The organism is Tepidibacter hydrothermalis, from assembly GCF_029542625.1.
Lineage (GTDB): Bacteria > Bacillota > Clostridia > Peptostreptococcales > Peptostreptococcaceae > Tepidibacter_A > Tepidibacter_A hydrothermalis.
In genome coordinates this window covers 483,749-496,800 of sequence record NZ_CP120733.1, presented here as the reverse complement: position 1 = coordinate 496,800, position 13,052 = coordinate 483,749, and the positions used below count along the sequence as shown (strand labels likewise).

Here is a 13,052-nt window from a genome sequence, read left to right as displayed (position 1 = left end):
GACTAAGTTGCTACATCATAGCCGTGCTGGTGTTTAAGTTCACTATCTTTTGCCTTAATCATGTAACATTGCTTAGCACGTTTTTTGAAATACTCTCTCTTTTCAAATGATGATGCTTTCGTACAATCTATTTTACTGTTCAGATTTGATTTCTTAAGCATTTCAAAATATAGACAGCAAATAAAGACCTTCCGATTTAAAGTATGTTTTTCTTACTGACAAAATACTAAAGACTGCAAGGTATGTGATTATGAAGCTTTCATAAAAATATTTGCGTTAAGTAAATGTAATAGAATACAAATGTGTTGTCTTTTGTATTTGCTACGAGGTCTGTTAGTCATATGGAATATTCAGAAGTCATAATAACAATCACTGTTTTTATTGAAAGGCGATGTTAAAAATGGTACAATGTAAAAGAAACTTCCTGAATTCTTCGCAATTTAATCACAAATGAAGGTAATTTAGATTTGACATAGAATTTAGGTTTAATTATAAGGTATTTATTTCTGCATAGAAAAACTTAAGAGGAGGAATCATATGCAACTTTCATTTCCACGTATGCACAAAGAAAGAGAAGAAAAACGTGACTTTACACCAGCCTTTTTTTAAAAACTAAGTAAGATGAAAGATATTGAGCTTTTCTTAGAAGAAGGGTATGGTTCGGGTATGGGATTCAATGTCATGAATTACTTGGATGCTTGTCCTCATATTCATTTTGTTTCCAATAAAGAAGCTTACACAAAAGATTTTGTCACAGTTCTTAGGGCACCTGAAAAAGATCAAATCACGCGAATGAAAAAAGGTGCCATTTTACTATCCATGCTACATTATGATACGAGACCAATTCGAAACAAGTTATTAGAAAAACAAGGGATTATCGCTTTTTCAATGGATGGTATGATAGATGATTTTGGAATTCGTCACATTGTGGATTACTACGGTACAGCATTTAACGGTGCAGAAGTAGCTTTGAAGGAACTCATGAGAATACGCTCTAAAACTTCTACGATTCATGTTTCCATTATCGGAGTTGGTGAAGTTGGCTTAAAAGCCATTAAGGCCTTTAAGAACTTAAGCAACACATTGAAGTATCCAGAAGGACTCTCTATTACTGTACTAACTAGAAGTCTCATCAATAATGAGACAGCTCTAAAGGCAATATTAAATGAAACAGATATTTTAGTGGATGCTACATCTAGAGTCGATACGACAAAGCATATTTTAGATAACAAGACATTGGGGGAGTTACCTCTTGAAAGTGTAATATTAGATTTAACGGCAGATCCATATGATGAATACTTGAATCCGATACAAGTGAAAGGCTTCGAGGGAATTCCAACAGGTACTTTGGACAAATACGTCATATACTCGGGAGATTCGATTTACAAGACCATTCCAAAGGGAGTTGACACAACCCATAGACGCGTAGTGGTAAGTTGTAATGCTTGGCCAGGCGTACATCCTAAGAAGTCTATGGAGCATTATGGGAAGCAATTGATTCCATTTATGAGGCTTATTAAGAACAGGGGCTTTGAACACGTGGTATTTGAATCAGCATCTCAACAAGAACGAATTTTAAAGAGAAGTCAAATCGAGTATTTCAAAGCTCATGGTAAAGCTTTGTGGCCGAAGAAACACGCTTAAAAAGTTGATTTTTTTTTCAACTTTCTTTTTACTTTTTATATGCTACAATTAGTTAAAGAAATTCTTTAAAAGGATACTTAAAAAAGCGAGAATATGTTTTTTATCAATTGTAACAGGCTTTAATTCAAACATTAGTATTTGATCTATTTTAGTTTTTATTAGATTACTTATTTTCTCTGCATCTCCATGAATATCTTCAAGTCCTACAATATTACGATCATCATCTACTCCAAATAATATTCTTTCACCAATCCCATTGGCAAATGCAACAACTGTTTTAAGCCAGCTTTTAGGCTTTACTGTTTCTAATGAAACTTTAAAATCTACATAAGTTGATTCTGCGATTAATAAATTCTTTATATGCATTTCCAATTATTGTATTTCGCCTCCATTATTCAAATGATTTCTCTGATACATCTTTTATCAGTTCGCAAAACAAATTCCATTCTTCAGGATAATCATTTGCACCTTGAATTCTTATTGATTTTTTATTTTTAAATATTTCAATGCTCCAACATGTACCATCCATTATTTCCAAATTAATAAATTTTCTTTTCCAATTCAGTAAATCTATCATTTTAATTTTATCAATAATATCAAAAATCTCACTTTCACTAAGGTTATCTTTTACACATTCTGCTACAGCCGTCTGATTTTCTTTCCCCGTCCACTCAAAATACCCTTCTTTCAAATTAATCTCTATATTATATTCTGGACCAAAATAGCCACCTATAGACGCCTTAAGTTTTTCAATTGATTTATATTCTTTATCAATAATCTCTTGTCTATTCCACTCGTATTCACAATCATTACATGCATATTCAGGATTATTTTCTACCGCAATCATACAACCACCTAATTTTATTTTCCCCTTTTCAGCTTCTTTGAATAATTCATAACTTGGCATACCATATACTATTTTCAAAACATCTTTAGAGCCACATTTAGGACAAATCTTATATTTAATAGCCATTTTCTCACTCCTACTTAAACAAACTTTTAATCAATTTGAAAATATCAAAAGATGTTTTATTATAAACTTTGTTATAAGCATATTTTTTAGGATTTTTAAGCCAACCATATCCTCTAGGCATTTTTAGTCCTGCTCTATGAACTATTTGTCTTTTAAGACTTGTTCTTGCTGATATTCTCTTTTTCAAGCTAGGTTTTCTTATCCCAAATTTCATGATTATCCCCCTTTTTATGCTACTTCCAATTCGCTAATTGAAGAAATAATAGCAATAATATCATTCATCATCAGAATTAATTTCAAAGCATATTCTTTTTTATCATAATCAAATGCAATCCCATGTTTTATTTTATTTCTATTGAAATCAGAAGTTACCCCCTCTTCTTCTGGTTCAAAACTATCGTAAAAAGTATTAAATTGTTGAAAGAAATATTTAGAAACAAAATCCTCTAGTTCTTTAGTTTCCCTCTTCAATGGTTTCAAATATTGCCAAATACTTCTTTCAAAAATATTATATCTTTCTCTAGCAAAATTTCTTATCATTCCTTCCATGATAGCAGTAAACGCATCTACACCTGTCCAGTATGTTCCCATTTTATAATGATTAATAGCATCATTACACTGCTTCTTAAAAGGATCAAGATAAGAAAATTCAGCCCAATTCAAACACATATTGTCTAAAGCTTCATAATTATTTTTATCAAAGTAAGCAACGATAATCTTATCGATTTCTTCATCTTTTAATACAACTTGATTGCCATAAATCTCTTCAATCAATTCTTCTAGTATAGAATTTCCAATACACCATCCTAGATCATATAATTTTTTAATCTTTTTCTTCAAATGCTCTTTTACATAATATCTTCCAACCTTTATCGTACTTATATCTATTAAAAATGGTCTTATCCTTCTAGATAATTCTTCTGTTAATCCTGTAAATTCTCTGATTCTATCTTGATATTCAAAAATTCTTTCAAAATTCATTATTGCATTATTAAATAGATTTTGCTGCTGCGCTATTGCTTTTACTATTGCTGGACTATGTATCATAGAGTTTCTTAAAGATTGTAAAACGGGTGGATTCAATATTTCATTCAATTTATTTACATTCCCCAAAACACCTTGGATTGAAGGTGAAATAGATTGACTTGCAGCAATCAAGGCAGTATGAGCGTAGTCAAAATTCATATGATGAATCTTAGTAGCTTCAATCGTGCTTGCAATATTGTTATTAAATACTTCATTCATTCTTATAATATTCTCATGATGTTCATTTATCCAAGCTAAGCTATTTTGTATCTGCATTATTCTATCTAGCTGCGGCATGATTGGAGAATAAATGTTTGAAAAATTTTTATGCATCTTGTTTGTTAATTTTGTTATTTTTTCTATTTGTTTTCTACTCTCTTCTGTTTCCTTTTGGTGCAAAACATGAAATTTCTCAAAGCAAGATTTTTCTTCATTTAAAAAGACTTCTTTAAGTTGATTAAAATATCCGCTTTCTTTTAAAATAATATCCACTATTTCACATATATTTTCTTGGGATAATCCCTGCAAATCCTCTTTTTTTATATTCATTGGCTGTTTTTCATTTATAAATTTCCAATCTGATTTAATCATATCAAATAGCATAGTAAAAAAAGATTCCTTATAATCATGGGATTCTTTAAATTTTTTCTTGTACTCTTCATGAGTTTTTAAATTGTAATATATTGGAATTTTGACTTTTTCATCATTAATTATTACTTCTACAGTCTTTATTGACTTTTTAAACTTATGAAATTCTTGAGCCATATTGCATCCCCCTATTCCTTCTTAAATATCACTCTCTATTCATTGGCTAATCTAACTAAGCATATCCTTTATACAATGATATAAACCACTAATCATCAATGCTATTACTATCCAAAGCAATTTTCCACCTTTTCTTCCAAACCAAATACCAAAATTATAATTAGCCGCTCTCATAATATATCTAGCAATCATATATGCTGTCGTTCCAATAATAAATATTTCAAGTGCTCCATTCATTGTGAAATCAATTAACATTTTTGATAATAGCTCCATACCCCTCCTCCATATTACACAAATTCTAGTCCAAGTAATTCTTTTTTATCTTCTATTTCTATATCCCATCTTTCCTCCATAAATTCTAAAAGCTTAATTCCTCTTTCTAAAATCTTTTCTGGCAGCCAATCAGAATTTCCAGCTACTTCAATTTCGCTATGAGAACCCAATTTGTATTTTTCTTTTTTTAATTCAAATCCATTATTTTGTAATTTTGAATTCTTAGATTGAGACAATAATAAAAGATTTCCTAAAGAATTTAGTAACTTGCTTTTTTGCTTTTTAGAATATCCATTAAATTTTTCACTCCAATATTCTTTACTCGCTTCCTGAGGATAAATATGTTCTATACTATTTTGTTTTTTAACAGTTTCCCATGTAACCTTAATACTCTCATTATTTTTTTCTTGTAAATATAGTTCATATTCATATAGAAAGTACTTCAAGCCATTCCAACTATAAAATCCACTGTCCTTCTTAAATTGTTCTTTTATATAATCCAAAAATCTGTCTATATCATACCATCCATACCAAGTTTCTTCCGTTTCATAATAAATAAGATTATCGATTTCTCCTATAACTCCATCAATATCCATTTTGTCATAATACAATGAACTTGCCATTCTATAAAAATTATTATTTTGTGTATAAGATTGTCTTCTACTTATTGCGAATACCAAGAAAATAAAATTCTCACTGATTTTTAGTAACTCTTTTAATTTTTGATCATCATGTTCTTTTATCATATACGCTAAAAGTAATGGTTCAAATGCACCCCATCCCAATCTATTGAATTTATTAAATAACTCTTTTGTTTCATCATCTTTATTAAGATTTTCTGGATTATGCATATAATACCAAGCCTTAATACTTTTAGATAAACTACTAATATACTCTTCAATTTCTAAATATCCTATTTTATTATCTCTATCTTTCGTAAGCACTCTTTTAGCAGTAAAATATTCATTTAGTAAGAAATTTGAAAAAGCATTGGATTGTTTCCTATCGTATTTAAAATACATAATCCAATGGTTTTTCAAGAAATAGTCATCATCTAAAGTACTCTCAATATTCTTCCTCAAATATTCATAGATCGTTTTCCAAACTTCATTGATATCTTTGCGCAATTTTCCTTTAATATTGTCATCTTCATCTAATAATGTAGTTAAATATATTAATCTGTTCTTTAGAAGTTCCAATTTTGATAATGGTTTTCCTCTATTATTCATAGTCTCAAAAGTGACATATATATCAAGTTCTTCATCAATTTCATAAAAATTAAACTTCAACCCATTAATAACTTTATTGAAAACTACTTCTAATTTTTCTTTCGGTATTTCTTTAATCTTCTCTTGAAATAATTCTTTAGCATATTTTAAATTAGCTGTATAAAGAGTTTCAGTTGGATATTTATCTGCCTGTAATGATCTTTGTCCTAATACATAGGTTTTAAAATATTCATTACTTGGGTTATCTTTTTCATATCCAAATATAAATGATTCAAATTTATCCTTATATTTTTGGAATAAAAATCTTTCTTGCCACACCTTCTTTTCAGCGTAATTAATATCATCTTCATCATCAAATTGATCTAAGATTACATTAATCAAAATAATAGAAGTTGTTAATCTTTGCTGCCCATCAATTATATAATAAGCTTTAAAACCTTTTTCAAATAGCCACAAATCTTCTTTCCACTGTTCATTATTTCTTATGTAATCTTTTTGAACTGCTTCAACCGTTAAAATACCTGTATAATGTTTACTTCCTTCTTTAATGTTCATAATATCTTCCCAGAAATCTTCTAGCTGAGATTTTTCCCAAGCATATCCTCTTTGATAATCAGGTATTCTAAATAATTTATTATTGAATATTTCATTCAGCGTTAATAATTCATTATTAGCCAAAATTTCCACCCCTTAAATATATCTCTTTATCTACTCATAATTTGCTCTTACTTCCTCAATCTTTTCCTTAAATGTATCTACAAGCCACTGTGGACTTAATATCCTTACTCTATTTCCAAACATAAATAACCATCCATAAAAAGTGCTACTTTCAGCAACTTCCACTTTAATACTAAAGCTATTCTCATCTTTTTTATTTATAAATACCTCTTTTCCAAATCGATCAATAACAACATTAATCAAAGAGTTATCAAATTGAAGTTCAACACTTTCAATATCTCCTGAAAACATATTGAAAATTTTATTTGAATAATCTGCAACATCAAATTTATTTCCATCTTCTATCATGAATCTATCTTCATCGATAATTTCTATTTTATTCATTCTATCTACTCTAAAATTGCTAATATTCTCATATCTTTCATAGTAGGATATCAAATAATAATTTCCATTTTCCCAAGTTAAGGCGTATGGACTTACAATGTATTTTTCACCATTTCTTCTAAACTTTATTTTTTTATCAGTGTCATATTCAAAATACTTAAATGCTACTTTCTTATTCTCTTGAATGGCTTTATGAATAGCATCTACATTATAATAAATGGCTTCATTTACTGTCTTTACTCGATCAGATACAAAAACCTGTCTATGAAGCTCTTTTGCTTCATAAATACTCGCCAACTTTTCAATCTTTTTTATAAGTTCTGTACTTTTTTTAGCTGTAATAAATTTTGAAGATTGAACAGCATCAACTAAAAGCTTTAATTCAGGAAGTTCAAATTCTCTTGAACCTATATAATATTTATTTGCCCTACCTTTTTCACAAATAATATCTATTCCAAAACTTTTAAGTAACTCTATGTCCGAATAAATTGATTTACGCTCTGATGGAATATCATGTTTTTTTAATTCTGATATAATATCATTCACCGTTAAAAAGTGCTTTTCATCTGTTTTTTCAAGCAATATTTTCATGATATATAGTGGCTTTAGTTTTAAATTTGAATTGGAACTCATATTTCACCTTCTCCATTAATACTTAACAATCTTAAACATGTAACCATTTTCTTTTATATCCTTCAGCAGACCTTCTATTCCAGAATAGCAGTATGCTTCTATTTCTTCTCTATATGCCACTACACATTCTTTTGCTTCTGCTAATTGATATCCCAATCTTTTGCAGTGACTAAGCAATTCTTTAAATCTCCCTTCCATATTAAACCCAATATGTGTATTATCCTCTTGCAAAGCTTCTTCATTCTGTGTCCATATTGGATTTGGCTGATACATTAATTGAAATGTTCTATCAAAACCACGTACTTCTTTAAGTATTACAGTTATACATATCTCCATATCATAGCCCCCCATTATCAAATACTTTTATTAATAATATTCAGTTTTTTTATTCTTTTTTTGTTCTATTTTTTCAAGTCTCCTAGCTTCTTTTTCTTTTTTACGATATTCCCAATACTGCTTTCTTTCCACATAGTTTTTTCCAATAAAAAGTATCACAAAATGACCAATAATTGTAACTATTATGACAGTAATCAATAAAATAGCAAGTGCAATTTTAACTTGTCCCTGCATACTTGCATAAATTTCAGTATAATGTACTTTTGATAGCTCTATGTCCTTTGAAACAATAGGCAACTTGTTGATTATGTATCCCCATAAAGGTACTGTAATTAAAAGATTCAACAAAAAATACCTTCCTATCCAACCTAAAAACCCTTTCTTTACACCATTTTTATAAGAGTATAGCAGTATTAAAATCGCCATAACCCCTGCAAATATTAAATTCATATATAGAAAATCTATTTTCGATGTATGCTTTAGAGCTTCTTCAAAAAAGGCTTGAATTTCTACTTCACTCATAGTCGTTGTCCCAAATGCAGTAGCTAAGCTTTCAGGCTTAACAAAAAATATAATAGGCAACGATATTAAGCTAGAATAAGATTTTAATATAGGTTCAAGAAATGGACCTATTGTCATTCCTAAAAATTGTGTTACCAATCCTAAAATCATCATTGGAGCTAAGATAACAAATAAAGCCATCAGCAAAAAGCTTTCTCCACTAATATAAGGGATAAAAAATATACTTATTTTCTTTTTACTCACCTATAAGCCCTCCATATTTCATTATTAAAGCACTCTTTGAATCATCAAAGAGTGCTTATAAGTTTCATATGTTTTCAATATACACCTTAACAATTCTACTAGAAATTATTAAATTAATGTTCAAAAGCTTCATTTAATACTGCCTTCATAAGCAATTTACTATTTTTTTTGCTTTCGTTTACTTCTAGTTCTAGTTCATCACAAAGAGTCATTAATTTCTTTACTCTTTCAACAATACGTTGTTGTTCCAATAAAGGTGGTAATGGAAATAAAATGGTACCTATAGATTGGACACATAAAAAAGAGTGTCTAGTTTATAGGTACTTTTTTGTGTATAATTATCATTGAATATGGAGGCCTTTAGTATGAGTAAAATTACATTTTCAAAAGACAATATTGAAAGATTAAATAAGAACCCTTATGTAAAGCGCGTTAGCGAGAAGTCAATAACATACTCTGACGAGTTTAAAATAATGTTTATTGAGGAGTATTTAAGAGGAAGCACACCACGAACTATTTTCATTGATGCTGGATTTGACGTTGAAATACTTGGTGTCAAGCGCTATGAACAGGCGGCAGCCAGATGGATAAAAGCGTACAAGAAAGATGGAATTATAGGATTAAGTGATACTAGAAGAGTGAATTCAGGCAGACCAAGTAATGCTCCAGTTTCAAAGGACGATATTATTAGCAAACAAGAAGCTAAAATAAAACTGCTTGAGGAACAATTAGAATTGCTAAAAAAGCTCGACGTGACAGAAAGGAGGCTGGTAAACAACTGCGTAAATCTAACAAATAATGAAGTATATGAGTTAATTTTAAAGACTGTGTCTAAAAAAGATTATTCAGGCACAGTTTCTTATTGCTGCTCAATTTTAGGGGTTTCACGTTCAGGTTATTATCATTATTTAAAGACAGCACCTTCTAGAACTATAAGGGAGAATGAAGATTTAAAAGCTAGAGATATTATATTAAAGGCTTATAATTATAGAGGTTATAAGAAAGGTTCTAGATCAATTAAAATGACACTAGAAAATGAGTTTGGTATTATATACAGTAGAAAAAAAATCCAAAGGATTATGCGAAAATACAGTATAGTATGTCCTATAAGAAAAGCCAATCCGTATAGAAGAATAGCCAAAGCGACAAAAGAACATAGAGTAGTACCTAATCTGCTACAGAGAAATTTCAAACAGGGTATTCCTGGCAAGGTGCTACTTACTGATATCACATACATCCCTTACGGGATAAATAAAATGGCATATTTATCAGCTATCAAAGATAGCTCTAGTAACGATATTCTAGCATATCATGTATCTGATCGAATTACTTTAGATATAGCTACAATTACAATTAAAAAATTAGTTAATACACATAAAGCTGATTTACATGATGAAGCTTTTATCCATTCTGACCAAGGGGTCCACTATACAAGCCCTAAATTCCAAAAATTACTAAAAAGCCATAATCTAGGACAATCCATGTCTAGACGTGGTAACTGCTGGGATAATGCACCTCAAGAATCCTTCTTTGGTCATATGAAGGATGAAGTAGATTTCAAAACATGTTCTACACTTGAAGAAGTAATTAATAAAGTTGATAATTACATGGATTACTATAATAATTATAGATGTCAATGGGGATTAAAAAAGATGACTCCTAAACAATTTAGAAATCATCTTTTGAATGCAGCTTAACCCTTTTTTTATAATGTCCTTGACAAAGGGTCCATTTTAAAAAACAATCTCTTCTTTTAAATATTTAACCGAACCTAAATTTTTTATTGCCGATCCTTTTGAGTCATTATTTATTTTCACTTTGGTTAAACTTTTGAATAAATCCAAAAAATATTCATTCAACATTATATCGTTATTTATTCTAAGTTTTAATAATGCTTGATTTATAATGCCTTTTTCTATGCCTTTTGGTAATAAATACGTTTCTCCAATCGTACCTGCACAGCTTATTATTATGTCTCCCTCAGATACTTCAAATCTTTTTAATTTATTAAAATGCTCTTTGCTTATATAATAATTTCCTATTTTAGCATTCTTTCTTATAGCATTTTTTTGCTCATAAATTTTTATTGCATCTTCTGATTTAGGAATAAACATACCCTTAGTTATGGCACTTCCAAATGGTCCTCTTCTTATTGAATTATCATCTAACTCAACAATTTGCTCTAATCTCACCCATTCCCAACCATCTGGCAATTCAAAAGGAATTTCCCCTTCTTTAATAGGTAGCAATGGTTTAGATTTTTTAATGATTTTTTCTTTTATTAATCTTTTCTTTTCTTTTTCAATGTTCTCAACTAAGATAAAAGCTGGTTCATCATTTGGATCTTGAGGTACTAAAAGACCTCTAACAGCTAAATCCAAAATCTTTTCTCTTAATCTTGGAATATTTTCAAATTGATTATTATGTTCTACATTTACAAGTGCTGATAATGGATTTACACTTTCGTATAAATCTTTAATTTTTCTTTGAACCTCTATCGAAGGTATTGGAATTTCTAGTTTTTTAAGTGCAGTTACCGTAAGAGATACATTTGCACTTCCTTTCATTAAAGGTACTAATACCTCGTCTTTGAAAAAAGACAAGTATATATATAAATACTTTGTATCAACGACATTTTCATCTTTGGATGTCACTTTAGCTAATATTGTTCCAAGTGCAAATTTACCATCATAGTAGTGCAATCTATTTATACTTGCGTGCCCATGTCCTGTTGATGAAACTAATGGTATACAAACAGCTCTACCATCAAAATCATATTTATCAGAACTTTTAAACTCCGCTGCTGTTGCAATTAATGGATATTGACCTTCTTTTGCTTTACTAATCCCTGTTTTTCCTTTTTCTATATCACAAATCTCTGATAGCTTATAATATTTCAGACTCATTGATTAACTCCTTAATTTTATTTGTCAATTCTACAATATTTTTTTGAGAACTATTGATATTTTCAAGTATCTCGCTAACAGTAAATTCAATCACTTCCGAAGTTTTATTAGGGTTTTTAAAATCAAGGTTATATCCATTTGCAACAATTTCATCAATACTTACCTTCCAAGCATATTCATTTTCTTCTCTTTTATCCCACCAAGCTTGCTCAGCTTTGAATTCTTCAAATCGAATTGGTTTTGTTTTTGAATAATTTTTATAGCCTTCTGGCATAGGATGTTCATAGAACCATACTTCACTTGTCCTCTCCCCTGCATTAAAAAATAATAAATTGGTTGCAACATCCGCATAAGGTGCAAATACCTTTTGTGGCAAACGAACAATAGTGTGTAGATTAAACTCTTCTAATAGTTTTTTCTTAATCGCTACTTTTGCATTATCTGTTCCAAATAAAAAACCATCAGGAAGTACAATACCCACTCTTCCATCTCTTTTTACTCTATTTAATATTAATGTCATAAATAAATCTGCCGTTTCAGAAGTTCTAAATTCAGCAGGAAAGTTCATTTTTATTCCTTCTTCTTCTGTTCCTCCAAAGGGTGGATTCATGGCAATAACATCAAATTTCTTTGCTTCTGCATAATCTCTAATATTTGTAGACAATGAATTTTCATGCAAGATATCAGGAAAATCTATATCATGAAGAATCATATTTGTACAACATAGTAAATGTGGCATTGGTTTCTTTTCTATACCATGAAGAGATTTTTTTATCGTTTCATTTTCTTCTGTCGTTAAATTTTCTTTACTTGCTTTCATATGTTCCAAAGCAGAAATTAAAAATCCTCCAGTTCCACATGCAAAATCAGCAATTTTATCTCCAATTTCAGGATTCAATCTATCAATAATAAAATCAGTTACTGCACGTGGCGTGTAGTATTCTCCTGAGTTTCCTGCTGATTGTAAATCTTTTAGAATTGTTTCATAAATATCATTGAATGCATGTCTTTCATCATAATTTCCAAAATCAATCCGTTGATTTTATCAATAACTTGCCATAAAAGGACACCTGATTTCATATAATTATTAGAGTCTTCAAAAACATCTCTTACTAATACTTTTCTTCTATCAGTATGTTGATCTACTGTCATAGCTTTTAAAACTTTAAACATTTCTTCAATAAATTCCATCAGCTCATCAGAACTCATTCTTTCAGCTTTTCTTATTCCTGCCCAATTACCCCATTGGTATTTTTCAGGTACAAATGGTCCTTTACCCTCATAATCATCCTCAATAGACCATTCCTCTTGCTCTTTTGTATCAAATATTTTAAGAAAAAGCATCCAAGTAAGTTGGCTTATTCTTTGAGCATCACCATCGACACCAGCATCCATTCTCATAATATCTTGTACGCTTTTAACGAAATTTGTTAAAGTCAT

Annotated in this window: 14 protein-coding genes and 1 pseudogene; 3 read left to right on the top strand and 12 right to left on the bottom strand. The window is 29.7% G+C overall.

From position 1 onward, the window contains the following. Positions 1-88 precede the first annotated feature (88 nt). Together P4S50_RS02095 and P4S50_RS02090 are read left to right on the top strand one after the other, a co-directional pair. A pseudogene (locus P4S50_RS02095) lies at positions 89-265 on the top strand (IS1380 family transposase); the annotation flags it as partial. A gap of 356 nt (positions 266-621) precedes the next feature. Further along, the gene (locus tag P4S50_RS02090) at positions 622-1,644 is read left to right on the top strand and encodes a Rossmann-fold NAD(P)-binding domain-containing protein (RefSeq protein ID WP_277732851.1); all 1,023 of its coding nucleotides are present in this window, start codon (positions 622-624) and stop codon (positions 1,642-1,644) included. A 48-nt stretch (positions 1,645-1,692) separates the two neighbouring features. Here the strand turns inward: P4S50_RS02090 and P4S50_RS02085 are convergent, their stop codons facing one another. From P4S50_RS02085 to P4S50_RS02045, 9 genes are read right to left on the bottom strand one after another with little or no spacing between them, the layout of a single operon-like run. Further along, the gene (locus tag P4S50_RS02085) at positions 1,693-2,010 is read right to left on the bottom strand and encodes an AlbA family DNA-binding domain-containing protein (protein ID WP_277734652.1); all 318 of its coding nucleotides are present in this window, start codon (positions 2,008-2,010) and stop codon (positions 1,693-1,695) included. Between the two features lie 25 nt (positions 2,011-2,035). Beyond that, entirely contained in the window at positions 2,036-2,617 is a 582-nt protein-coding gene (locus tag P4S50_RS02080) for a hypothetical protein (protein WP_277732850.1), read from the bottom strand. 10 nt (positions 2,618-2,627) lie between these two features. Beyond that, entirely contained in the window at positions 2,628-2,831 is a 204-nt protein-coding gene (locus tag P4S50_RS02075; RefSeq protein ID WP_277732849.1) for a hypothetical protein, read from the bottom strand. Between the two features lie 14 nt (positions 2,832-2,845). Beyond that, entirely contained in the window at positions 2,846-4,408 is a 1,563-nt protein-coding gene (locus P4S50_RS02070) for a hypothetical protein (protein WP_277732848.1), read from the bottom strand. Between the two features lie 51 nt (positions 4,409-4,459). Beyond that, a complete protein-coding gene (locus P4S50_RS02065) occupies positions 4,460-4,681 on the bottom strand; it encodes a hypothetical protein (RefSeq protein WP_277732847.1) in 222 nt (73 codons plus the stop codon). Positions 4,682-4,695: 14 nt separating this feature from the next. Further along, positions 4,696-6,588: a DUF262 domain-containing protein gene (locus tag P4S50_RS02060; RefSeq protein WP_277732846.1), complete on the bottom strand. Its 1,893-nt coding sequence runs from the start codon at positions 6,586-6,588 to the stop codon at positions 4,696-4,698. A 30-nt stretch (positions 6,589-6,618) separates the two neighbouring features. Continuing rightward, positions 6,619-7,605 (bottom strand): helix-turn-helix transcriptional regulator, encoded by a 987-nt coding sequence (locus P4S50_RS02055; protein WP_277732845.1) that lies wholly within the window; start codon positions 7,603-7,605, stop codon positions 6,619-6,621. Between the two features lie 15 nt (positions 7,606-7,620). Continuing rightward, on the bottom strand, positions 7,621-7,941 hold the full coding sequence (locus P4S50_RS02050) for a hypothetical protein (RefSeq protein WP_277732844.1): 321 nt from the start codon (positions 7,939-7,941) through the stop codon (positions 7,621-7,623). A gap of 30 nt (positions 7,942-7,971) precedes the next feature. Beyond that, the gene (locus tag P4S50_RS02045; RefSeq protein WP_277732843.1) at positions 7,972-8,706 is read right to left on the bottom strand and encodes a hypothetical protein; all 735 of its coding nucleotides are present in this window, start codon (positions 8,704-8,706) and stop codon (positions 7,972-7,974) included. Between the two features lie 365 nt (positions 8,707-9,071). Here P4S50_RS02045 and P4S50_RS02040 point away from each other — a divergent pair, with 365 nt between their 5' ends. Further along, a complete protein-coding gene (locus tag P4S50_RS02040) occupies positions 9,072-10,403 on the top strand; it encodes an IS3 family transposase (protein ID WP_277730718.1) in 1,332 nt (443 codons plus the stop codon). Positions 10,404-10,439: 36 nt separating this feature from the next. Here the strand turns inward: P4S50_RS02040 and P4S50_RS02035 are convergent, their stop codons facing one another. The 3 genes from P4S50_RS02035 to P4S50_RS02025 are packed head-to-tail and all read right to left on the bottom strand — an operon-like array spanning position 10,440 to position 13,052. Next, complete coding sequence (locus P4S50_RS02035; RefSeq protein WP_277732842.1) at positions 10,440-11,612, bottom strand: restriction endonuclease subunit S; 1,173 nt, start codon at positions 11,610-11,612, stop codon at positions 10,440-10,442. Continuing rightward, complete coding sequence (locus tag P4S50_RS02030; RefSeq protein ID WP_277734650.1) at positions 11,593-12,591, bottom strand: HsdM family class I SAM-dependent methyltransferase; 999 nt, start codon at positions 12,589-12,591, stop codon at positions 11,593-11,595. The genes P4S50_RS02035 and P4S50_RS02030 overlap by 20 nt, the downstream gene beginning before the upstream one ends. Further along, positions 12,585-13,052, bottom strand: a complete 468-nt coding sequence (locus tag P4S50_RS02025; protein ID WP_277732841.1) for a type I restriction-modification system subunit M N-terminal domain-containing protein — start codon at positions 13,050-13,052, stop codon at positions 12,585-12,587. The genes P4S50_RS02030 and P4S50_RS02025 overlap by 7 nt, the downstream gene beginning before the upstream one ends.

What these genes read in the sequence shown, in the direction of transcription:
- P4S50_RS02080 (WP_277732850.1), bottom strand. Translation starts at nt 2,617, where the DNA reads ATGGCTATTAAATATAAGATTTGTCCTAAATGTGGCTCTAAAGATGTT.
- P4S50_RS02035 (WP_277732842.1), bottom strand. Translation starts at nt 11,612, where the DNA reads ATGAGTCTGAAATATTATAAGCTATCAGAGATTTGTGATATAGAAAAA.
- P4S50_RS02065 (WP_277732847.1), bottom strand. Translation starts at nt 4,681, where the DNA reads ATGGAGCTATTATCAAAAATGTTAATTGATTTCACAATGAATGGAGCA.
- P4S50_RS02050 (WP_277732844.1), bottom strand. Translation starts at nt 7,941, where the DNA reads ATGGAGATATGTATAACTGTAATACTTAAAGAAGTACGTGGTTTTGAT.
- P4S50_RS02055 (WP_277732845.1), bottom strand. Translation starts at nt 7,605, where the DNA reads ATGAGTTCCAATTCAAATTTAAAACTAAAGCCACTATATATCATGAAA.
- P4S50_RS02075 (WP_277732849.1), bottom strand. Translation starts at nt 2,831, where the DNA reads ATGAAATTTGGGATAAGAAAACCTAGCTTGAAAAAGAGAATATCAGCA.
- P4S50_RS02090 (WP_277732851.1), top strand. Translation starts at nt 622, where the DNA reads ATGAAAGATATTGAGCTTTTCTTAGAAGAAGGGTATGGTTCGGGTATG.
- P4S50_RS02040 (WP_277730718.1), top strand. Translation starts at nt 9,072, where the DNA reads ATGAGTAAAATTACATTTTCAAAAGACAATATTGAAAGATTAAATAAG.
- P4S50_RS02085 (WP_277734652.1), bottom strand. Translation starts at nt 2,010, where the DNA reads ATGCATATAAAGAATTTATTAATCGCAGAATCAACTTATGTAGATTTT.
- P4S50_RS02070 (WP_277732848.1), bottom strand. Translation starts at nt 4,408, where the DNA reads ATGGCTCAAGAATTTCATAAGTTTAAAAAGTCAATAAAGACTGTAGAA.
- P4S50_RS02025 (WP_277732841.1), bottom strand. Translation starts at nt 13,052, where the DNA reads ATGACTTTAACAAATTTCGTTAAAAGCGTACAAGATATTATGAGAATG.